The organism is Pedobacter psychrodurus (assembly GCF_032678585.1).
Lineage (GTDB): Bacteria > Bacteroidota > Bacteroidia > Sphingobacteriales > Sphingobacteriaceae > Pedobacter > Pedobacter psychrodurus_A.
Genome location: NZ_JAVTSN010000063.1, coordinates 1 through 22,781, shown reverse-complemented (window position 1 = coordinate 22,781; position 22,781 = coordinate 1). Strand labels below are relative to the sequence as shown.

19 protein-coding genes are annotated in these 22,781 nt (G+C 39.6%); 18 read left to right on the top strand and 1 reads right to left on the bottom strand.

The features are described from left to right. The first annotated feature begins 92 nt into the window (after positions 1–92). Together R2S57_RS27455 and R2S57_RS27450 are read left to right on the top strand one after the other, a co-directional pair. Positions 93–1,067, top strand: a complete 975-nt coding sequence (locus tag R2S57_RS27455) for a DUF1080 domain-containing protein (RefSeq protein ID WP_316848115.1) — start codon at positions 93–95, stop codon at positions 1,065–1,067. A gap of 55 nt (positions 1,068–1,122) precedes the next feature. Further along, positions 1,123–1,644 carry a hypothetical protein gene (locus R2S57_RS27450; protein ID WP_316848114.1) on the top strand — a complete coding sequence of 174 codons (522 nt, stop codon included), beginning with the start codon at positions 1,123–1,125 and terminating at the stop codon, positions 1,642–1,644. A 108-nt stretch (positions 1,645–1,752) separates the two neighbouring features. Here the strand turns inward: R2S57_RS27450 and R2S57_RS27445 are convergent, their stop codons facing one another. Then, positions 1,753–3,324, bottom strand: a complete 1,572-nt coding sequence (locus tag R2S57_RS27445; RefSeq protein ID WP_316848113.1) for a PepSY-associated TM helix domain-containing protein — start codon at positions 3,322–3,324, stop codon at positions 1,753–1,755. 449 nt (positions 3,325–3,773) lie between these two features. On the opposite strand from R2S57_RS27445, the gene mraZ reads away from it, so the two are divergent. The 16 genes from mraZ to R2S57_RS27365 all read left to right on the top strand — a co-directional run bounded on the left by mraZ (position 3,774) and on the right by R2S57_RS27365 (position 22,738). Further along, positions 3,774–4,241 carry a division/cell wall cluster transcriptional repressor MraZ gene (gene mraZ / locus R2S57_RS27440; RefSeq protein WP_316848112.1) on the top strand — a complete coding sequence of 156 codons (468 nt, stop codon included), beginning with the start codon at positions 3,774–3,776 and terminating at the stop codon, positions 4,239–4,241. Next, entirely contained in the window at positions 4,231–5,136 is a 906-nt protein-coding gene (gene rsmH / locus R2S57_RS27435; RefSeq protein WP_316848111.1) for a 16S rRNA (cytosine(1402)-N(4))-methyltransferase RsmH, read from the top strand. The genes mraZ and rsmH overlap by 11 nt, the downstream gene beginning before the upstream one ends. Then, positions 5,133–5,555, top strand: coding sequence for an FtsL-like putative cell division protein (locus R2S57_RS27430; RefSeq protein ID WP_316848110.1), 423 nt, complete (start codon positions 5,133–5,135; stop codon positions 5,553–5,555). The genes rsmH and R2S57_RS27430 overlap by 4 nt, the downstream gene beginning before the upstream one ends. Then, complete coding sequence (locus R2S57_RS27425) at positions 5,545–7,647, top strand: penicillin-binding protein (protein ID WP_316848109.1); 2,103 nt, start codon at positions 5,545–5,547, stop codon at positions 7,645–7,647. The genes R2S57_RS27430 and R2S57_RS27425 overlap by 11 nt, the downstream gene beginning before the upstream one ends. Positions 7,648–7,713: 66 nt before the next feature. Next, positions 7,714–9,171 carry a UDP-N-acetylmuramoyl-L-alanyl-D-glutamate--2,6-diaminopimelate ligase gene (locus R2S57_RS27420; RefSeq protein ID WP_316848108.1) on the top strand — a complete coding sequence of 486 codons (1,458 nt, stop codon included), beginning with the start codon at positions 7,714–7,716 and terminating at the stop codon, positions 9,169–9,171. Then, positions 9,171–10,418, top strand: coding sequence for a phospho-N-acetylmuramoyl-pentapeptide-transferase (gene mraY / locus R2S57_RS27415; RefSeq protein WP_316848107.1), 1,248 nt, complete (start codon positions 9,171–9,173; stop codon positions 10,416–10,418). The genes R2S57_RS27420 and mraY overlap by 1 nt, the downstream gene beginning before the upstream one ends. Positions 10,419–10,619: 201 nt before the next feature. After that, positions 10,620–12,008, top strand: coding sequence for a UDP-N-acetylmuramoyl-L-alanine--D-glutamate ligase (gene murD, locus R2S57_RS27410; RefSeq protein ID WP_316848106.1), 1,389 nt, complete (start codon positions 10,620–10,622; stop codon positions 12,006–12,008). Between the two features lie 15 nt (positions 12,009–12,023). Then, positions 12,024–13,211, top strand: coding sequence for an FtsW/RodA/SpoVE family cell cycle protein (locus R2S57_RS27405; protein ID WP_316848105.1), 1,188 nt, complete (start codon positions 12,024–12,026; stop codon positions 13,209–13,211). 135 nt (positions 13,212–13,346) lie between these two features. Then, entirely contained in the window at positions 13,347–13,721 is a 375-nt protein-coding gene (locus R2S57_RS27400) for a four helix bundle protein (RefSeq protein WP_316848104.1), read from the top strand. Between the two features lie 246 nt (positions 13,722–13,967). Beyond that, complete coding sequence (gene murG, locus R2S57_RS27395) at positions 13,968–15,071, top strand: undecaprenyldiphospho-muramoylpentapeptide beta-N-acetylglucosaminyltransferase (RefSeq protein ID WP_316848103.1); 1,104 nt, start codon at positions 13,968–13,970, stop codon at positions 15,069–15,071. A gap of 93 nt (positions 15,072–15,164) precedes the next feature. Further along, positions 15,165–16,520 (top strand): UDP-N-acetylmuramate--L-alanine ligase, encoded by a 1,356-nt coding sequence (gene murC / locus R2S57_RS27390; RefSeq protein WP_316848102.1) that lies wholly within the window; start codon positions 15,165–15,167, stop codon positions 16,518–16,520. Continuing rightward, complete coding sequence (locus R2S57_RS27385) at positions 16,513–17,775, top strand: cell division protein FtsQ (RefSeq protein ID WP_316848101.1); 1,263 nt, start codon at positions 16,513–16,515, stop codon at positions 17,773–17,775. Before murC ends, R2S57_RS27385 begins: the two co-directional genes overlap by 8 nt. A gap of 5 nt (positions 17,776–17,780) precedes the next feature. Next, positions 17,781–19,139, top strand: a complete 1,359-nt coding sequence (ftsA, locus tag R2S57_RS27380; protein WP_055915204.1) for a cell division protein FtsA — start codon at positions 17,781–17,783, stop codon at positions 19,137–19,139. Between the two features lie 130 nt (positions 19,140–19,269). After that, positions 19,270–20,892 carry a cell division protein FtsZ gene (ftsZ, locus tag R2S57_RS27375; RefSeq protein WP_316848100.1) on the top strand — a complete coding sequence of 541 codons (1,623 nt, stop codon included), beginning with the start codon at positions 19,270–19,272 and terminating at the stop codon, positions 20,890–20,892. A 167-nt stretch (positions 20,893–21,059) separates the two neighbouring features. Then, on the top strand, positions 21,060–22,301 hold the full coding sequence (locus tag R2S57_RS27370) for an aminotransferase class I/II-fold pyridoxal phosphate-dependent enzyme (RefSeq protein ID WP_316848099.1): 1,242 nt from the start codon (positions 21,060–21,062) through the stop codon (positions 22,299–22,301). Positions 22,302–22,561: 260 nt separating this feature from the next. Then, positions 22,562–22,738: a hypothetical protein gene (locus R2S57_RS27365; protein ID WP_056871440.1), complete on the top strand. Its 177-nt coding sequence runs from the start codon at positions 22,562–22,564 to the stop codon at positions 22,736–22,738. Positions 22,739–22,781 lie beyond the last annotated feature (43 nt).

Here is a 22,781-nt window from a genome sequence, read left to right as displayed (position 1 = left end):
TGCACCTAAAATAAATAAGTCTTACCTTAACTCGATTACCTTAGTATAGGCTATAATGGTCCTATTTATAGATATAAGCTATTTAATACTTTATGAGAAAACAAATATTTTCGTTTGCTATAGGCTATCTGCTGATTGCAGGCCTGTCTGAAAAAACAATTGCTGCAACAATTACTAAGCCTGATTACATGCATTTGGCTGTTGAGCCTGCAGCATTAATTGGCCGTTGGGACATCACTGTTGATATCAACGGAAAGCCTGCGCCGGCCTGGCTGGAAGTAAAATTATCTGGAGTGAAAACACTGGTGGGCTATTTTGTATCTACTGCGGGCAGTGCCCGTCCGGTATCGGAAGTCAAATTTACTGATGGTAATTTTAAATTTGAAATCCCACCACAGTGGGAGAGCGGTACATCAAATTTAGTTGTTGAAGGAAATGTAACTGATTCTGGAATTCAAGGAAAATTAACGGATTGCAATGGTAAAGAATATAACTGGGAAGGTGTTAAAGCACCCTATCTGAAAAGAACGGCAGCGCCTGCATGGGGCAAGCCGATCAACCTGTTCAATGGCAAGGATCTCTCAGGCTGGAAAACCAACGGACAAAACCAATGGCTAGTGAAAAACGGCATTTTAATCAGTCCAAAAGCAGGGTCGAACCTGATTACCGAACAGAAATATAATGATTTCAAACTTCATGTTGAGTTTAAGTACACAAAAGGAGGAAACAGTGGCGTATATTTAAGAGGCCGTTACGAAGTGCAGATCGAAGACAGTAAAAAAGATGCACATCCTAATAGTGTACTTTTCGGAGGTATTTATGGTTTTTTGACTGCAAACGAAATGGTTACGCTTGGTCCGGATCAATGGCAAACTTATGATATTACCCTTGTTGGCCGTTTGGTAACCATAGTAGCCAATGGCAAAACCATTATCAGTAACCAGGAAATTCCGGGCATCACCGGAGGTGCGCTGGATAGTAATGAAGGCGAAGCAGGACCGATTTACCTTCAGGGAGACCATGCACCGATTGAATTCAGGAAAATAGTAATTACACCGGCAAAATAATTATATGTTTTAGGCCTGACTTTTCCGGGCCTAAAACATACATCAACCATTCACTATGAACTATTATAGTTTACGGCAAATTCGCAAACCCGAGACGAAGCTGTTGGTTACCAATTCAGAGGGGCAGGAATTATTTTCATTTCTCTTTACAGAAGAGGAGGAAAAGATACTGATCTCCGATATAGATGGGAGTTCGTATAGCCTGGTGAAAAATCTTCAAAGTGAAAAAACGAGCTTCGCGCTAAAAAAAGATGATGCTGTATTTTGTGAAATATTGAGCGGTGGCCTACCATTGTTATCCATAAACAGTACCATATTGGATGAGCATAATGACGAGGTGAATGTAAATTTGGATATTTCGGCACAGGTAAGTTTTTGGACGAAGCAACCCTCAATTAACCTTTTTTTTGATGGCTCCAGGTTATTTAAAATCAAACATACTTTTTTTAGTGGTTGGGAACTAGAAAGTACTGTAGCTAAAGACGACAAAAACTTCAATAATTTTTTGTTTACGTTTATATCCCTGTTTGTGATTTCACAACGGGAATTATATTTTAGGGTGTTGGGCGAGTATTAAATGACTTGAATTGTTAGTGGTGTCAGATGGTGACATCTGACACGATGAAAATTTATGGATTTGGATCTAACTGTCAAATAATAAGCAAATGGCAGAAGGTTGAGCAAGCTAGAAAACTTCTAAACCCGTATTTAGCAGCACAATATATACAACCAGGTAACACACCAAAAACGCAGTGGATAAAGCAAAATACCGGGTAACCTTATGGCTACCTTTTCTGAACGGAAGCAGGAACAGGATATTGAATAATTCAGATAACAGCGCGCATATAAAATTTAAACAGACCATCACGGCGCTAAAAGCTATAACGAAAATGGCTGGCTGAATAATAATTCCTGATGGAAGTCCGTACAGTGCGCCCATCAAGAAACTGATCATGAGAATGATCGCTGCATATTTAAAACCCGATTTAAACTGGATCACAAAATACCGTCCGAGTTTGGGAAGCGGTAACTTAATCTTGGCTGGTTTAAGCACTGTTTGAGGAGCATCCGTTTCCGATGTCTCATCCAAAATCGCTTCACCTGTTTTTCGCTTTTTGCCTTTCTTTTGTTTTCTATAACGGGGCCACCAGATGATAAAACCCGTAATAAAAAGCGCAAGAGGCATTAAGCCTGCAATAATGGCAATAACCTGCGTCGGCCTGCCACCAAAACTACCATAGTGGATCGGCGTTAACCAGCTTAGATATGCATTGCCAACATTTGGGAAATCTTTACGGCTGTTCAGTAACGATTTGGCCGTGTACTGATCAACAATCAACATTTCTCTTTTTCCAACTTTTGGCAAGTTCCCACTCACTACATCCAAACGGTAAGTGCCCATTTTATCTGCCGGAAAGGCAATTCCGCCAATATAACCATTCGGCATTTTTTCTTTGGCTGCAGCCACAATAGCTTTTAACGGAAGGGGAACGGCCTGTGCATGCCATGCCGATTTAGCACCCAATAATTTGGCTACACCCTGCGGCGATTTCCCGCTGAGCAAAAATAAAAACGGAATAACCAGGGTAGAGAAAGTAATCGAAAAACCTGTCAGGCTTAATATGGCTACAAAAGGAGAAGAATAAAAGCCCAATGAGTTATGCCAGTCGTAATTTTGCCGCTTAAACGATCCGCTGAACCTTACCGTAAGTACCGATTTTAGCTGTTTCCATTTCTTGGGGATCCATAAACGCAGACCTGAAATGGTCAAAATCAATAGGCATAGCGAAGCCAGTCCGCAGATGTATCTACCTGCCACCGGAATCAGCAATGTGCGGTGCAGTTCGGTAACTACCCTAATAAAAGAACTGGTATATATCCGTTTTCCGCTGATTTCTCCATTATAAGGATTGATGAAAGTCTGTTCCTCTGTTTTTAGGTTGGTGATGCTATAAGCCTCATTGGGATTTTTAATATCTCCCAAAAACAGATAATCAATCTTTAGTTTAGGGTTCTTTGCTTTGATGAGCGGCACAATATCCTCAATGGGCATTTTCTTCTTTTGTGCAACCACCACAAACAGATCTGGATTCAATGCGCGGTCAATTTCGTCCTGAAAAACAAGAATACTGCCTGTAACACCTACAAAAGCTACAATTGCACCGGCAATAATTCCAAGGTAAAGGTGCCATTTGCCAAACCATCTTTTCTGGTGTTTTGCCCAGTTTAAACTTTTGGATTTATTTTCTGATTTCATTTTTGAGCGCTTATTTCCCTCGTCTTTTATGGCCAGGATAGTTCTATGCTACAAAGAAATCGTTTTAAATGCTCTGTTCCAAATTATATTTAATAAGTCTAAATAAGACAATCGGCAAGATTTACTGATCTAATTTACCAGGCGGCTAAGTTTTGAATACAATGAATGCTTTTTTGACACCTGTCATAAGTTATTAAGATGCTCATTTGTAGCTTCATTTCATTATTATGGTAAAATCTGGGCGAACGTGACACTCTTTTAATATTTATTTTAACCTGCTTAATATCAGTGTGTAATGGCTTTTTAGTTGTGTGGATGAGCTAATTCTAACTATATTGTGGAACCATTACTGTAACAAAAAAGATGTGGAAAACTTTTTTGTGGTAAAAAGTGGTAAAAAGTGGTAGAACTATTTACTTTTACACTAGATATAAAGTGTAGATACCACTATGACCCAACTTTTAGGAGAATTCGATTGTAAACTTGACGCAAAGGGCCGCCTTATGGTACCTGCTGCGCTTAAGAAACAATTGCCTGATGCTGAGAGTGATGGGCTCATTATTAACCGTGGTTTTGAGAAAAATCTGGTTATCTATCCTAAAAATGTTTGGGACGCTGTAGTGGCCGACCTTGCCAAGCTCAATATTTACGATCAGGAAAACCGTGCCTTTGTAAGGGCTTTTACGCGTGGAGCAACTGAGCTTTCGCTTGATGCTGCCGGCCGTGTGCTGTTGCCTAAATCTTTAGTGGAATATGCGGGTATCGGAAGTGATCTTGTATTGGCCTGTCAGTTGGACCGTATCGAAGTGTGGGATAAAAAATCTTACGAAGATATTTTTGATGACGTTCCTGTCAATTTTGCAAACCTTGCCCAAAAAGTTATGGGTGATAAAAAAGGAGGTGCGGATGGAGAATAATTACCATGTTCCTGTAATGTTGCAGCCTTGTATCGATGGTTTGAATATTGATCCTGATGGGGTTTATGTAGATGTAACCTTCGGTGGTGGTGGGCATTCAAGAGAGATCTTGAAGCATCTCGGTCCAAAGGGGCGGTTAATTGCTTTTGATCAGGATCCCGATGCGCAGGCCAATATTCCAGTTGATGAGCGCTTTATTTTTATCGATCAGAATTTTGGTTTTCTTAAAAATAATCTCCGTTTAAAAGGTTTTAGGCAGGTTGATGGTATTCTTGCTGATCTTGGGGTTTCCTCGCATCAGTTTGATGTGCCGAAACGTGGTTTTTCCATCCGTCATAATGCTGATCTGGATATGCGTATGGATCAGCACCGCGATTTAACAGCAGCCGAAATCCTGAATACTTATACGGAAGATAAGCTTCATAAGATCTTTGGGATTTACGGCGAGGTGAAAAACGCAAAGTCTTTGGCCCGTGCCATTGTTACTTCGCGTTTGGAGCAGCCCTTTACTGATATCGACAGTTTGAAATCGGCAATTGCTGCTTATATCCCAAAAGGAAAAGAAAATAAATATTTGGCGCAGGTTTTTCAGGCGCTGCGCATAGAGGTGAATGCTGAAATACAGGTGCTCGAAGATTTTTTGCAACAAGCTGCTGATGTGTTGAAGCCTGGTGGTCATTTAGTGGTGATGTCTTATCATTCGTTGGAAGACAGGCCTGTTAAAAACTTCATGGCAAAAGGTAAATTTCAGGGCGAGGTGGAAAAAGATTTCTTCGGAAACCAGCAAAAGCCATTTAATGTAATTACACGGAAAGCGATAATTGCCACTGACGAGGAAATTGCCCGGAACAACAGGGCGCGCAGTGCGAAACTAAGAATTGCCGAAAAGATATGAACAGGTTTAGGGAAGAGATAGAAGAAGAGGAGATTGGGCCTGAACCAGAACTAAAAGCTGCGCCCAAAAGGTCAAAAACTGCTGAAGAAAAAATGGATAGCAATTCCTTTATCAGTAAGCTTTTTAATGATGGACTGGTAACGAAAGAGGCGGCAACTGATGCTTTGCCTTATTTGTGTTTTTTGGCGCTTTTGGGGATGGTTTATATTGCCAATAGCCACTTTGCGGTAAACAATGTTCGCCGCATTGATAAATTGAATAAAGAAGTAAAAGAGTTAAGATGGGAGTATAAATCCCTAAAGGCCGACCTGATGTTCAAAAGTAAATTGACAGAGGTTGCCAAAAAGGTTGATACCCTTGGAATAAAAGAACTGATTGAACCACCAAAAAAAATAATTGTTAAAAGCGATGAATATTAGGGCAAACATCTTGCTTCGTGTATATCTGGCATTTGGCTTAATTGTGCTTTTTGCTTTCGCGGTGTTTTTACGCCTCGGTCAGGTGCAGTATGTGCAGGGAAAAAAATGGAAAGCTATGGCTGATAGTCTTTCTACACGATATGTAAACGTTGAGGCTACCCGTGGGAATATCTATTCTAACGATGGTAGTTTATTGGCGACTTCGATACCGGAGTATGAACTCCGCATGGATATGTTTGCCGGTGGTATTGCCGAAGATAAGGTATTTAATGAAAAGGTAGATTCGCTGGGTTATAAACTTTCGGAGATTTTTAAGGATAAAACCCCTAAAGAATATGCGCGTTACCTGCGCGTGGGCCGTCAGGATAGTGCACGTTATTTATTGATCCACCGTAAAGTAGGTTATGCTGATCTTAAAACCATCAGAACTTTTCCTTTATATAACATTGGTAAGTTCAGTGGCGGTTTAATCGCTGTTCAACAGAACAAGCGGATTCTTCCTTTTCAGGCTTTGGCTGCCCGTACAATCGGTTATAAAAATGAAAATGTAAAAAACGGTGTGGGTTTAGAGGGCGCATACAAAGAATACATCAACGGCGAAACCGGAAAAAGGTTGATGCAGCGTATAGCGGGAGGGGTTTATATCCCGGTAAATGAAGAGGCTGAGGTGGCACCGAAGGATGGTGCTGATATTATCTCTACCATTGATGTAAACATGCAGGATCTGGCACAAAGTGCTTTAGAGAAGCAGTTGATCAAATCGCAGGCCGATCATGGCACGGTGATCCTGATGGAGGTAGCGACAGGAGAAATCCGTGCGGTAGCCAATTTTTCCAAAGTAGAAGAAGGGGTGTATAAAGAGAAATTTAACTATGCCATTGCTGGTAACCAGGATCCTGGATCAACTTTTAAATTGGCTTCTTACATGGCGCTTTTGGAAGATAAACTCATAGATACCAATACTATGATCGGTACCGGGTATTATCAGATCCCTGGAAAGCTGATCACGGATTCACACCCTAAAATTGAAACTGTGACAGCAAAAAAAGCCTTTGAAACTTCTTCTAATGCTGCAATCGCCAAGCTGATCAACACACATTATGGCAGTGATCCGATAAAGTTTACGGATCACCTATATGATTGGGGGCTGAACAAAAAAATGGAACTGCAGATTCCCGGAGAAGCAATGCCGGTGGTTAAAAACCCTAAAACGAACAGAAGCTGGAACAAAAACATGACCCTTCCTCAGATGGCTTATGGTTATGAGATGCAATTAACGCCATTAAAAATGCTTACCATGTATAATGCGGTAGCTAACAACGGTAAAATGATCGCGCCAATTTTTGTAAAAGAGATCAGAAGGCTGGGTAATCCGATCGAGCAGTTTAAGGCGAGGGTAATTAACGATAGAATATGCTCAGATGTTACCCTGAGCAAAATCAAGAAAATGCTTGAAGGTGTGGTAACAGAGGGGAGTGGAAAGCAGATTGTTTACAATCCGTTATATCCGATTGCCGGTAAAACGGGTACTGCCCAGGTGGCTGATGCGAATAAGGGATATAAGGCCAATAAGCAATATCAGGCTTCATTTGTGGGGTATTTTCCTGCTGATAAACCTAAGTATTCTCTGATCGTAGTAATTAACGATCCAAAGGGTGCTTATTATGGCGCTACGGTTTCTGGTCCTGTTTTCAGGGAAATTGCTGACAGGATTTATGCCAGTGATATGCAGATGTACAATGATGTGCCGACCCGTTTGGTTGGAAATACCGGTAACCCACCTACAAAAGCAGGACAGAGCAAGGCTACCCAGAAAGTATATAAAGCATTTGGTTTTAAACCACTTTTTGCTTCAAAATCGGAGTATTACAATATTATAGATACCAGTGCCGGAACCATTTTTCAGGAGAATAACGAACGAAAAGGGGTAATGCCCAATGTTGCCGGAATGGGGTTGAAGGATGCGCTGTACCTTTTAGGTAATGCGGGTTTGAAAACAAAAGTTAATGGCTCAGGAAAAGTGATCAGCCAATCCATCATCGCCGGAACAAAGGTGGGTAAAGGATTGGGTGTACAGATAGAATTGAATTAAGGTAGAAGGCTGAGGGTAGAAAGGCTTGATGTCTTGATGCTTAATACTAAAAGAATAAACAATAAAATGCAATTACAAGATTTACTTTACGGTGTAACGATTAAAGAATTGGTTGGCAAAACCGATAGGGAAATCAGTGCCCTGAATTTCGATTCACGTAAAGTAGCTAAGGATGATATCTTTTTTGCGATTGTTGGAACAGCGGCTGACGGGCACCAGTTTATTGAGCAGACCATTCAACAGGGAGCAGGGGTAATTATTTGCGAAAATCTACCAGAAATCCATGACTTTAGGGTTACTTATGTTAAAGTAGAAAACACATCAGTTGCTTTGGGGATTATTGCAGGGAATTATTTTGGGAATCCATCAGCAGATTTAAAACTGATCGGTATCACCGGAACCAATGGGAAAACCACTATCGCCACCATTCTTTTTAAACTATTTAAAGATTTAGGCTACAAAACAGGGCTTTTATCAACAGTTGAAAATTACATCAATGATACGGTTGTGGCGGCGACACATACTACACCCAATCCGATTGCCCTGAATCAACTTTTAAGAGAAATGGTTGATGCAGGCTGCGATTACTGTTTTATGGAAGTAAGCTCACATGCGGTTTCGCAACACAGGATTGAAGGCCTGACTTTTGCTGGCGGGGTATTTTCAAATTTAACACACGATCACTTAGATTTTCATAAAACCTTTGATGCTTATTTAAAAGCCAAAAAAGCATTTTTTGACGGCTTGCCCAAATCAGCATTTGCACTCACCAATATCGACGATAAAAATGGTATGGTGATGCTGCAGAATACAAAAGCGCACAAAAAAACCTATGCGCTGAAGCAACTGGCTGATTTTAAAGCGAAAATTATTGAGAACCAGTTCAGCGGCCTGCATTTGGATATCGATAATGAGGATGTATACTTCAAGCTTGTAGGATCATTCAATGCCTATAACCTATTAGCTGTTTATGGGACAGCAATTTTACTGGAACAGGACAAATTAAAAGTATTGACGCTGTTAAGCCGTTTATCGGGTGCGGAAGGAAGGTTTGATTATATCACCTCTGCGGATAAAATTATTGGCATTGTAGATTATGCCCATACGCCAGATGCTGTTCAGAATGTATTAAGTACTATCGCCAATATCCGCAAAGGTACCGAACAGGTTATTACCGTAATCGGTTGCGGTGGGGACAGGGATAAAACAAAACGCCCGATTATGGCTCAGGTAGCCTGCGATTGGAGCGATAAGGTGATCCTGACCTCTGATAACCCGAGGACTGAAGATGCCCAAACGATTATTAACGAAATGGAAACGGGCGTTTCACCCACCAATAAGCGTAAAACCTTATCCATTTTAGATAGGAGAGAAGCGATAAAAACGGCCTGCCATTTGGCAAAACCGGGAGATATTATTCTGGTTGCCGGTAAAGGACATGAGAAATACCAGGAGATTAATGGGGTAAGGAACCATTTTGATGATAAAGAGATTTTACTTGAACAATTAAAACCAATCAGCTAATGTTATATTTATTATTCGAATACCTGCATAAGCATTACGATATACCTGGTTTAAGGTTGTTTCAGTACATCACGTTCCGTGCGTCTATCTCTATTATTTTATCATTGGTGATTACCACTGTTTACGGAAGGAGATTAATTGATTATCTGCATGAAAAACAGGTTGGTGAAACGGTAAGGAATTTAGGTTTGGAAGGACAGATGCAAAAACAGGGTACCCCTACCATGGGTGGTATTATTATTTTGCTGGGTATCCTTATACCAACATTGCTGTTTGCCAATATTTCTAACATCTATGTCATTCTGATGATCATTACAACGATCTGGATGGGCGCCGTTGGTTTCCTGGATGATTATATCAAGGTTTTTAAAAAAAATAAAGAAGGATTGGCCGGCCGCTTTAAAGTGGTAGGTCAGGTTGGTTTAGGTTTGATCGTAGGTTGTACCATGTATTTCCATCCAAATATTGTGGTAAGGGAAACGGTACAGGATGATGTAAAAAGTACTTCATCTGTGCCTATGGTATTACGACAAAAAGGAGAAACTTTTTATTATACCCAGGATGTAAAATCTACCAAAACTAATATCCCTTTTTATAAGAACAATGAGTTCGATTATGCAAAGGTGCTGAAGTTTTTAGGTGGCGATTACCAGAAATATGCTTTCATCATCTTTCTGATTGTTACTGTATTTATCATTACAGCAGTCTCGAACGGCGCAAATATTACCGATGGAATTGATGGCCTGGCAACAGGTACCTCAGCTGTAATCGGGATTACACTTGGGATTTTGGCTTATGTATCTGGCAATACCATCATGGCTGATTACCTCAATATTATGTATATCCCCAACTCGGCAGAGCTGATGATTTTTGCAGGGGCATTCGTAGGGTCTTGTGTGGGCTTCCTTTGGTACAATTCTTATCCGGCTCAGATTTTTATGGGCGATACAGGAAGTTTGGCCATCGGTGGGATCATCGCTTCATTTGCTCTGATGATCCGTAAGGAGCTTCTTATCCCGATTTTATGCGGCATATTTCTGGTAGAACTGGTATCGGTAATTATGCAGGTATCCTATTTCAAATATACAAAGAAGAAGTTTGGCGAAGGACGCAGGATTTTTCTGATGTCGCCATTGCACCACCACTACCAGAAAAAAGGCTATCACGAGGCAAAAATTGTTACGCGTTTCTGGATTATTGGAATCATGCTGGCAATTATGACGATCGTAACATTGAAACTGAGATAGTTCAGGGGTAGAAGCTAGAGAATATTTTAAGGGGGGCAGGTAGATCGTCCTCAAAAGAAAAATAAAGCTAAGATGGCATAAAATGCCTGACTGATAAATAGTATAAATGCCGTAAATGGCAAAAAAAATAAAGCAAAAATTTGCAATGTTGGTGGTGCTCTTGTCTTGATACTTGATGCCCGCTATGAAAAAATAAAGAAAATGAACACGAATAATAGCACATCAGGCAATTCTAAGTCAGCAATGGCAGGGCATGGCCGTGTCGTTATTCTTGGTGCCGGGGAAAGTGGAGTCGGGGCAGCTAAACTGGCTCAGGCAAAAGGTTTCGAAGTTTTTGTATCTGATTATGGTGTAATTACCGATAAATATAAAGCTTCATTGGAAAAGCTGTCAGTTCCCTTCGAATCAGAGAAGCATACTGAAGAGCTGATCTTGAATGCCAATGAGGTGATTAAAAGCCCGGGCATCCCGTCAACAGCGCCGATTATCAAAAAACTTATAGCAAAAGGAATTTCTGTTATTTCAGAGATTGAATTTGCCAAAAGATACACAACTGCAAAGACCATCTGCATTACGGGGTCAAACGGTAAATCGACTACCAGTTTATTAACCTATCACATCTTAAAAAATGCAGGTTTAAATGTGGGTTTGGCAGGCAACATCGGGCAGAGTTTTGCTGCACAGGTGGCCACAGAAAATTACGATTACTATGTGCTGGAAATTTCAAGTTTCATGCTTGATGATATGTTTGAATTTAAAGCTGATATCGCAGTTTTATTGAACATTACGCCAGATCATTTAGACCGCTACGAATATAAACTGGAAAATTACGCTGCATCAAAAATGCGTATTGTTCAGAATCAGACCGCAGAAGACGTTTTTATCTATTGCGTGGATGACCAAGAGAGTTTGAAAGCCATTGCGCTGACTAAGCCTTTAGCCAAAACCTATCCTTTTTCAATTCTTAACAAAGTTGAATTAGGTGCTTATTTAGAAGAAACTACTATACATATCCTTACAGAACCAAATAATCCGCTAACCATGACGATTTCAGATTTAGCCTTACAGGGCAAGCACAACATTTATAATTCTATGGCGTCAGGCATTGTGTCGAAAGTTTTAGAATTAAGAAATGAGACCATCCGCGAAAGCATGGGCAATTTCAAAAATATTGAGCACAGGTTAGAGCATGTGGCAAAAATATCTGGCATCGATTTCATCAACGACAGTAAAGCCACCAATGTAAACTCTACCTGGTATGCGCTGGAAAGTATGACCAGTGATGTGGTGCTGATTATGGGTGGCGTTGACAAAGGAAACGATTATAATATGCTTAAAGATCTGGTTAAAAGTAAGGTTAAGGCTATTGTTTGTTTGGGTAAGGACAACAAGCGTATCCACGATGCTTTTGAAGATGATGTAGAAATAATTGTAAATACTTTTTCGGCAGATGAAGCAGCACAGATTGCTTTCCACCTGGCCAAGAGAGGTGATGCGGTATTGTTATCGCCAGCCTGTGCAAGTTTTGATCTGTTTAAAAATTATGAAGACCGCGGTAATCAGTTTAAAGCGGCAGTTAGAGAATTATAATAGGAGACTTAATATATGTTCCAAGCACTACTTAATAAAACAAAAGGCGATAGGTGGATCTGGTTGATCATCATCCTGCTTTCGCTTATATCTGTAATGGCAGTATATAGTGCAACGGGTACCTTGGCATATAAAAAAGGAATGGGAGTAGAAAAACTCCTGTTAACAAAACACCTCATTTTTGTGCTGATGGGTATTGGGATGATTTATATTGCTCATTTGTTGGACTATAGGTATTATGCCGGAATATCTAAGATTTTGATGATAATAACCATTCCGTTATTGCTTTATACCCTTGTTTTTGGTGGGCAGATAAACGGCGCTGCTAGATGGGTACAGGTACCGGTAATTGGGTTAACCTTTCAGACTTCCGATTTGGCAAAACTGGCACTAATTACATTTTTGGCCCGTATGCTGACCAAAAAACAGGAAAATATTAAAAACGTTAAAGAATCATTTATACCAATTATGGGTTCGGTTTGTGTGGTCTTTGTTTTGATCGCACTGGCGAATCTTTCTACAGCTTTAATGTTGTTTGGTGTAAGTATTTTGCTGTTAATTATCGGTAGGATCAGTATCAAACAAATTGCCATTGTTTGCGCAGGTGGCTTTATATTACTGTTATTTGTTGCTTTTTTAGGTCCAAGGAGAGAAACATATAAGTCTCGTATCAATACCTTTTTGCACCCCGAACTGCAGCATTCAGATAAAACTTTCCAGGCAGATCAGGCAAAAATTGCCCTGGCTACTGGTGGTGTTTTTGGTAAAGGACCAGGTAATAGTACGCAGCGCAACTTCCTGCCACATCCCTATTCCGATTTTATTTTCGCCATTATTATTGAAGAATGGGGAACCCTGGGAGGAATTGTAATTATGGTGCTATACCTGGTGCTTTTATACCGATGTATCAAGATCGTAACTCAAGCGCCCAAGGCTTTTGGAGCGCTGTTGGCTGCCGGACTGAGTTTTAGTCTTACGATTCAGGCTTTTGCTAATATGGCAGTAGCCGTTGGTTTAGGGCCTGTAACTGGTGTGCCAATGCCACTGGTAAGTATGGGTGGTACATCAATGATCTTTACCAGTGTGGCTTTCGGTATCATTTTGAGTGTAAGCCGTGATGTAGAAGAAAACGCAAAACTGACTTCGAAAGAAGAAAAAACGAGTAATAAAATTATCATTGGAGAGATTCCTGCGATAGCTTAGGTAATGATTGAATTAGTGAGTGATTGAATGACTGAATGTGCATAGGGATAATTAATGATTGATAGAATAAGAATAATAGAATAGTTGAATAAAACATCCCAAAGTTTTAGAGTTAAAAATTTAAATTAATAAACGATGGAGAATGTAAGTAAAGTAGATTTTGTAACGGCCTTAAAAGCAAGAACAAAAAAGTTGGTTTTAGATTCAATTAAATTCTATCAGGCATTACCAAAAACTGAAGAGGCAAGGATACTAGGTAAACAATTCATAAGGTGTTCATCTTCAGTCGGAGCAAATTATAGAGCTGCTTGTAGAAGTAGATCAAAAGCTGAGTTTTATGCAAAACTTAGTATTGTAGTAGAAGAGGCTGATGAGACAGCATTTTGGATTGAAATTTTAACAGAATCTGGGATTGCAGATTTAGTTAAAGCTCAACCATTATTAAAGGAAGTAAATGAAATTTTGGCAATTGTAGCCAAAGCAAGAAAAACGGTAAGCAATAATAAATGATTAAATGAGAGAATTATTGAATTAGAGAATGTACACGAAACATTCAACCCTGTAAAATGCTCTCATTTAACAAATAGATATAAAAATAATTAATGAAAGAATGATTGTATCTGAGAGTGAAACGATCACTGGTGAGCATTCACTCATTCAAAATTCAATATAAAATGAACATAAAATTCAAAATGAAAGATTTGTCAGTAAACATTCACTCATTCAAAATTCTATCATTCAATAATTAAATATAAAATGAATAATTCCCCAAAAATTATCATATCAGGTGGTGGCACCGGCGGGCACATTTTTCCCGCCGTAGCCATAGCCAATGCGCTAAAACGCATGGTGCCCGCCTGTGAGATTTTATTTGTGGGCGCTATAGGCCGGATGGAGATGGAAAAAGTTCCTGCGGCCGGATATAAAATTATCGGATTAAATATCAGCGGAATGCAACGCGGCTCCATTGTTAAAAATCTGGCGCTTCCATTCAAGGTGATCGGTAGTGTGCGTAAAGCCCTGCAGATTATCAGTGATTTTAAGCCGGATGCCGTAGTGGGTGTTGGTGGTTATGCTTCGGGACCGTTGTTATATGCAGCTTCTTTGAAAGGAATTCCTTACCTCATTCAGGAACAGAATTCTTATGCTGGGGTAACCAATAAATGGTTGGGGAAAAAGGCATCGAAAATCTGTGTCGCTTTTGACGATATGGATCAGTTTTTTCCTGCCGACAGGATTTTAAAAACAGGAAATCCTGTACGTCAGGAAGTGGTCGATATTAAAGGGAAACACTATCAGGGTGCCGAACTGTTAAAACTCGATCCTTTGAAAAAAACCATTATGGTTACCGGAGGAAGTTTAGGTGCGGGTACATTGAACAAAGCAATTGAAAAACATTTACCAGATATCCTAGCGCAGGATGTGCAGGTGATCTGGCAAACCGGTAAATATTACTATAACGGGATTGTGGAAAGATTGGGGCTGGAATACCATCCCAATGTGCGGATCCTGGAGTTTTTAAATAAGATGGATCTGGCATATGCTGCCGCGGATGTAATTATCAGCAGGGCAGGAGCGGGCACCATAGCCGAACTTTGTTTAATTAAAAAGCCGGTGATTTTAGTGCCTTCGCCAAATGTGGCAGAAGATCATCAAACTAAAAATGCAATGGCTCTGGTGAAAAACGGAGCGGCAATATTAATTAACGACCGTTCTGCCGAAGATACATTGGTTAAAGAAGCACTGGCGTTATTAAATAATAAAGAACAAAGCGAAAAGCTTTCTGAAAACCTGGGTAAAATGGCATTGCCAGAGGCTGATGAAATTATTGCGAACGAAGTATTGAAATTGATTAAATAAGAAATGAGATTGGAGATATTAGATTTTGAGAAGGCATTACGTCAGATATCTCACATTTAATATCTCAAATCTCAGATCTCAAATCTAATAAAAATGGAATTAAGTAAAATAAATAGGGTTTTCTTTGTAGGTATCGGTGGTATCGGTATGAGTGCGCTTGCCCGTTATTTTGCTAAACGCGGACAGGTGGTTTGTGGTTACGATAAAACCCGTACCAAACTGACCGAGACATTAGAACAGGAAGGTATTCTCATTACCTACCTTGATGAATCTTCTTCCTTGCCTTCTGCATTTTTGGATAATCATGATGATACACTGGTGGTTTATACTCCTGCAATTCCGAAAGATTCGAAAATTTTAAACCATTTTATAGATAAAGGATTTTCACTTAAAAAACGTTCCGAAGTGCTGGGTATTATCAGCAAAGGCATGTTTTGTATTGCTGTTGCTGGTACGCATGGTAAAACGACAACATCTTCTATTGTAGCACATATATTAAAAGATACAGGTTACGATTGCACCGCTTTTTTGGGTGGGATAACCAGTAACTATAATAGCAACGTGCTTTTTGGAGATAACAATGTTGTGGTGGTAGAGGCCGACGAATATGACCGTTCTTTCCTTACGCTGCATCCAGACGTTGCAGTGGTTACCTCAATGGATGCCGATCATTTGGATATCTATGGAGATAAAAGCCATCTCGAAGAATCGTTCAGATTATTTGCTGGTCAGCTTAAAGCTGAAGGCACTTTATATGCGCACGAAGGATTACCCTTAGAAAACAGTATCAGTTATGCCGCGAGTGCTACTGCAACGGCTAAGGCTGAGAATTTAAGAGTAGAGGGATCGAAATTTGTTTTTGATTATAGAGATAGTAGCCAGAGTATAAAAGACATCAGTTTGATGCTTCCGGGTAAACACAATGTTGAAAATACAACTGTAGCCATTGCCATCGCTTTACAATTGGGCATTGATGCTGAAAAGGTAAAACAAGCTGTTGCAAACTTTAAGGGGGTTAAGCGTCGTTTTGAGTATATCGTGAACAATGGTAATCAAATTTACATCGATGATTATGCACACCATCCTGAAGAGCTGAGGGCCTGTTTCGACGCTGTAAGACAATTATATCCGGATAAAAAGTTAACAGTAATTTTTCAGCCGCACCTGTTTACACGTACGAGGGATTTTGCTGACGAATTTGCAAAAGTTTTGAGCACGGCTGATGAACTGATGTTACTGGAGATTTATCCTGCAAGGGAATTGCCCCTTGAGGGGATTAATTCACAGTTTTTGTTGGATAAAATCACTTTGGAAGATAAAAAGATATGTGGAAAAGATTTTGTAATTCAGCATGTTAAACACACAAAACCTGAATTAATTTTAACAGTAGGGGCAGGCGATATCGACACGATTATCGAGCCTTTAAAAAATACTTTAAACCATGCTTAAACGGATAAACTGGAACGCAATTTTTACTGGCTTTGCCTGGCTGATCAGCCTGGCAGGGGTGGTGGTGCTTTTGGGTTTCATTAACGTTAAAAAGCAAACCGTTAAATGTACCGATGTTAAAATTTTGATCCCAGGCGCTGATAATTTTATTGAACGCGAAGAGATTGATGCCATTTTAAAAGAAGATCAGGGTATACTTTTAGGTCGTAACCTTGAGAATATTAATATTCATAAGATCGAGAAAAAACTACAGTCTAACCCTTACATCGGCTTTGCAAAGGTGTATGTAGATATGGATGGCGTGCTGCATATTGAGGTAAAACAAAGGCAACCGATTTTGCGTCTGTTGAACGAAAACGGTCAGGATTTTTATATCGACAATGATGGTTTAAAAATGCCGATATCATCAAACTTTACTGCTAATGTACTGGTAGCAACCGGACATATTTCGGAAGTTTTTGGTAGCCGCGTAGATACACTGCACACACAATTGGCAAAGGATTTATATAAAACGGCACAATACATTAAAAAAGATACCCTTTGGGATGCCCAGATCGAACAGATTGTAGTCGACCAGAAAAACGACATCGAACTGATTCCAAGGGTGGGCAATCAGCGCATCATTTTAGGTAATGCAGATTCGCTGGAAAAGAAAATGAAAAACCTGTTGTTGTTTTATAAAAAAGCAATGCCACAGATAGGTTGGGATACCTATAAAACGATAAATATTAAATACACCAACCAGATTGTTTGCGAAAAAAGAGATTCGACGGGTTTAGGAAAAAAAGCAAAAACATTTTCGGCGGCTGATAGTTTGAGGATACAACGAAGTGTTGCTGATTCATTGATCAAAAGTACAATTGTTGCCACTATGGACGATCGCCCTGAGGCTGATCAACCGGAAAGAGAAGCACCAAAAAGGGAAGAAGTTAAAAAAACTGAACCTAAAAAAGTAGAGCCTAAGAAGTTGGAGACTAAAGTTGAACCAAAAAAGGTTGAACCAAAAAAAGCCGAGGCTAAAAAGATAGAGCCAAAAAAAACAGCAACGATTAAAACAGAAATAAAGAAGCCAACGGTTACTACGGCTAATAAACCAAAGGAGACGAAATCCGCGGATAAAAAAGAAAAACCAAAGCAAACGGTAACAGCACAGCTAAAGCCGGCAAAATCTGAGGCGCAATTGAAAAAAGAGAAAGAAGCAAGAGAGAAAGAAATCAGAGCCCTGGAAAAACAGTATAAAACTCAGCAAAATTAACGAATATGGACAAGGCAAAATTTACCAGTCAGTCGCCCATTGTAGTAGGATTGGATATCGGTACTACAAAAATTTGTGTTATCGTTGGTCGTAGAACACAACACGGTAAGATAGAAATCTTAGGAATAGGCAAGGCAGAATCGGCGGGGGTGACACGTGGAGTGGTTTCTAACATTCAAAAAACCGTTCAGGGTATTGCTCAAGCAGTTGAAGTAGCAAGCGGACAATCCAATGTAGAAATACAGGTGGTAAATGTGGGTATTGCTGGTCAGCACATTAAGAGCTTACAGCACAGAGGGATTTTAACAAGAAGAGAATTAAACAACGAAATCGGTAAAAAAGATATCGACAAGTTGATTGATGATATGTTTAAACTGGTGATGCCACCGGGTGAGGAGATCATCCATGTATTGCCGCAAGAATTTACCATCGATAACGAACCGGGAATCAAAGATCCGATCGGTATGGCAGGCGTACGCCTTGAAGCCAACTTTCATATCATTTCCGGTCAGGTTACCGCGGTAAAAAACATCATCAAATGTGTAAACAATGCAGGTTTACAAACTCAGGATTTAATTCTTGAGCCATTGGCTTCTTCCGAATCGGTGTTGAGCGAGGAAGAAAAAGAAGCTGGTATTGCGTTGGTTGATATTGGTGGTGGTACTACAGATATTGCCATTTTCCACGAAGGAATTATCCGTCACACGGCCGTTATTCCATTTGGTGGCAATAGTGTTACTGAAGATATCAGGGAAGGCTGTTCAGTGATGCGCAACCAGGCTGAATTATTAAAAACACGTTTTGGTTCTGCACTTGCTGAGGAGAATAAAGAAAACGAAATCATTTGCGTTCCGGGGTTACGTGGCCGCGAACCAAAAGAAATCTCTGTTAAAAATCTGGCTTATGTAATTCAGGCCCGTATGGAAGAGATTATTGAGCATGTGTACTATGAGATCAAATCTTCCGGCTATGAGAAAAAACTGATCGGTGGTATCGTAATTACAGGTGGCGGTGCTTTATTGAAACACTTATCGCAGGCGGTAGAATATGTAACCGGTTTAGATTGCCGTATCGGTTATCCGAACGAGCATTTATCCAAATACGAAGATATGCCTAAAACGATCTATGATGATCTGAAAAGCCCCATGTATGCAACCAGTGTTGGTTTGTTGATCAAAGGGATCCAGAAAGCAGAAGAGTTAATTGAAGAAATGAAACAGCCAGGTGTTTTTGTAGAAAAACCAAAAACAGCAAAGGAAAAAGAGAAACGCGGACCAGGTTTGTTCGATAAATTACTTGCAAAAACGAGAACTTTCATTCAGGATGATATGAATGTAAGTGATGAAGATTACTTAAAAAGTTAATTATTTTTCCACAAAAGAAGAGTTTTCCACATTATCAACACTTGTGGAAAACGTCTGTTGAAAAAGTGTTAATATTACATTGAGTAATGAACAGAATTTAAAAATTTTTAAACAACTGATTCATAAAGATATGCAGTTCGAAATGTTAAAAGATAAGTCTTCAATCATCAAGGTAATTGGTGTTGGGGGCGGTGGCGGCAACGCAGTGAACCATATGTACCTTTCAGGTATTACTGGTGTGGATTTTATTATTTGTAATACAGATGCCCAGGCTTTGGAATCTAGCCCGATACCCAACAAGGTACAATTGGGTGCGAGTTTAACCGAAGGAATGGGAGCTGGTTCTATTCCGGAGGTTGGTAAAAACTCAGCGATAGAAAATATAGATGATATTAAGGCCATGTTGGGGAGCACCACCAAAATGCTTTTTATTACAGCAGGAATGGGTGGTGGTACTGGTACAGGTGCCTCTCCGATCATTGCCAAAGCAGCTAAAGAACTTGATATTTTAACGGTTGCGATCATTACTACCCCATTCTCTTTCGAAGGAAAAAGGCGTAAGCTTCAGGCCGATGAAGGAATGGAAGAGTTGAAGAAATATGTTGATTCTTACCTGGTAATCTCTAACGATCGCCTGCGTGAAATCTTCGGAAACTTAACTTTGGGCTCTGCTTTTGGTCAGGCTGATGATATTTTAACAACAGCTGCAAAAGGCATCGCCGAAATCATTACCGTTCCAGGTTATATCAACGTGGATTTTAAGGATGTGCGTACCGTAATGAAAGATAGTGGTGTAGCCATTATGGGTAGTTTCGCCGCTGAGGGCGAAGACCGTGCATTACAGGCTGTAGAGGGCGCTTTAGCTTCTCCGCTTTTAAAAGATAACGAAATTGAAGGAGCCCGCTATATTTTATTGAACATCAGTTCTGGCTTGCGTGAGGTAACCATGGATGAAGTTTCGATCATTACCGATTACATCCAGGAGAAAGCTGGTTTATCAGCTGATTTAATCTGGGGTAACTGTACCGATGAATCTTTAAGTGATAAACTTTCGGTAACCATTATTGCTACCGGTTTCCAAACATCGGAAGAACGCGTAAACGAAGAAAAAAATAAAAAGAAAATATCATTATTAACACCAGAAGAAGCGCCGCTGGTTCGTCCTGTTGAACCTGTAAACTCTTTTATTCAGCCTAAAACAACCCCATCATATGAGCCTGTTTTAAAAACGAAGGAAGAAGTTTCGCAAGCAGATCTTTTTGGTGGTATGTTTAATAAATCTGAATCTCAAAAAGTTCAGGAACCAGAAAATAATGTAGTTCGCCATACTTTAATCGAAGAAGAACCTCAGGTTGAAGAAGCACAAGAAACCGGATTTGAATTTGAAGTAAAATTGGCTGAAACCAATTTTGTATTCGAAGCACCGATTGCCCAAATGCCAGAGCCTGAACCAGAAATCGAAATGCCGGTTGTTGGTTTAGATGATGACAAAAGCGACGAATCGATGGAAGAGCAATTGAAAAAATCCAAAGAACGTATTTTACGTTTAAAAGATCTGAGTATGAAATTGCGTACCACCAATGGTTTACAGGAATTGGAGAACGAACCTGCCTACAAACGCAAACAAATGCAGTTGCAGCAAGTTCAACATTCTTCTGAGTCGCAGGTTAGCCGCTTTACTTTAAGCAACGATCAGGATGGCGGTACAGAGATCAGACCGAACAATTCTTTTTTGCACGATAACGTTGATTAAAACAGACCAAATATAATTTTAAAGCCCCGATGTAAAATCGGGGCTTTTTTGGCATAAAATTAGCGTGTTAAAAAAACTTAAAATCAATCAAATCAACCATTAGGTTGATTTTAAGACGAATAAAGCTTAAATTCGCAAAATTTTTATTATAAAAAACACATATTACATTGGATATATTTGATAAAATAGCAAAACACATGGGGCCTCTAGGCCAACACCAGAAATGGTCTCATGGGTATTTCTCATTTCCAAAATTAGAGGGAGAAATTGCACCTCACATGCAGTTTCGTGGAAAAGAGCATTTGGTTTGGAGTTTAAACAACTATTTAGGCTTAGCCAATCACCCCGAAGTGAGAAAGGCAGATGAAGAAGCTGCTGCACGTTTCGGTATGGCCTACCCAATGGGTGCCCGTATGATGAGCGGTAACTCAAACTACCATGAGCAATTGGAGCAAGAACTTGCCGAATTTGTAGGTAAACCTGATGCATTTTTATTAAACTATGGATATCAGGGTATGGTATCCATTATTGATACTTTAGTCGATAGAAACGATGTGGTAGTGTATGATGCAGAATCGCACGCCTGTATTGTAGATGGATTACGTTTGCACATGGGTAAGCGTTTTGTTTATAAACATAACGACATTGAAAGTGCCCGCAAACAATTAGAACGTGCTACTAAGCTGGTAGAAGAAACTGGAGGTGGCATCCTTTTAATTACTGAAGGTGTATTCGGAATGAGCGGTGCTCAGGGTAAACTGAAAGAAATTGTTGAATTGAAAAAGGATTTCAATTTCCGTATCCTTGTTGATGATGCACATGGTTTTGGTACTATGGGTAAAACAGGCGCTGGTACACACGAAGCCCAGGATTGTATCGATGGAATTGATGTTTATTTCGGAACTTTCGCTAAATCGATGGCAGGTATTGGTGCTTTTGTTGCATCAACAGAACAGATTACGAATTTTTTAAGGTATAACATGCGTTCTCAGACTTTTGCTAAGGCATTGCCAATGCCAATGGTAATCGGTTTATTAAAGCGCTTAGAATTGCTAAAAAGCCAGCCTGAGTTAAAAGATAAACTTTGGGAAATTGCCATGACCTTGCAAAAAGGTCTACGCGAACGCGGATTTGATTTAGGGGTTACCGATTCGGTAGTTACTCCGGTTTTCTTAAAAGGAGAACTTTCTGATGCTACAGCGATTACTTACGACTTGCGTGAGAACTATAGTATATTCTGTTCAATTGTAGTATATCCTGTAATTCCTAAAGGCATGATCGAGTTGCGTTTAATCCCAACTGCAGTACATACGCTGGAAGATGTACAACGTACTTTAGATGCTTTTAGTGAAGTTGCTGAAAAATTAGAAAACGGATATTATAAAGAGAATCTTTTCGCAACCGTTTAAGATCACCTAAAATATTACAAAGCCCTTTAAATACGTTTAAAGGGCTGTTTTATTGAGGGCGTTTTTTTAAATTTCTGATTATCAAGTGTTTAAAATGCTGTTTTATATTCAATAAGTTTATAAATACAAAAAATGTGGAAAAAAACGGCATAGAAGGCCGTTTTTTATTGCGCCAAAAATTTTTTTATTTCATCAAACCCTTTAAATTAGAGTAGATAATTAAAAATCAAACCTTAAAAGAACCATAGGAGTAATTAGAAATGAAAAAATTCGAAGAAGTAAAAAGTTTAGTGGCAGCTTTGGAAGCTGATGCAGACAAATTTTATAACAAAGGTAACAGCGCTGCTGGAACCCGTATACGTAAAGGTATGCAGGATTTGAAAAACTTAGCTCAAGCGATCCGTTTAGAAGTACAGGATACGAAAAACAAAGCTTAAGCGATCAAAATATGAATTGAAGCCTCAGAATATTTTCTGAGGC